Source organism: Vibrio sp. 811 (assembly GCF_033339195.1).
On record NZ_JAWOUB010000968.1, the window covers coordinates 1 to 515 of the forward strand.

Annotated in this window: 1 pseudogene; it reads right to left on the reverse strand. The window is 52.8% G+C overall.

Annotation, left to right across the window (positions count from 1 at the left end):
* Positions 1-515: pseudogene (locus R7Q46_RS30395) on the reverse strand (acyl-CoA dehydrogenase family protein); the annotation flags it as partial.

Genomic DNA, 515 nt, shown 5'->3' on the forward strand with positions numbered 1-515 from the left:
CTAGCCACCAGCCAGGAAGTTCGACGGGCCCACACAAATGCCTTTACCGCCGACAATATCCATCGCGCCGATGATGCATAGTCGAACGCGGTGGGTACAGTCGTACTTCACAATTGCGGAAATAACCGATGGCTTTTCACCTAGGTCGATACCTGCAACAGTTAGATTGCTGGCCGCATCCATGACGTATGCATTACCGCCAAGACGCGCCAATGGCTCTTCAACGCCTTCCATGTGACCGATTGGTTGTTTGAACTGACGAGGAATGCGAGAGTATGCACCCGTTGCCATCGCAGCCGATTTGATACCACCCGTCGAGTTAGAAGGTAGCGTGATGCCACGACCGACCGACAGACATTCCACCAGCATGCGCCAGCCTTGCCCTGCCATTTTCTCACCACCGATGATGAAATCGATAGGAACGAAAATGTCTTTACCACGGGTTGGACCGTTCTGGAATGGTACGTTCAGTGGGAAGTGACGGTTGCCGATTTCTACACCTTTCACATCCGTTG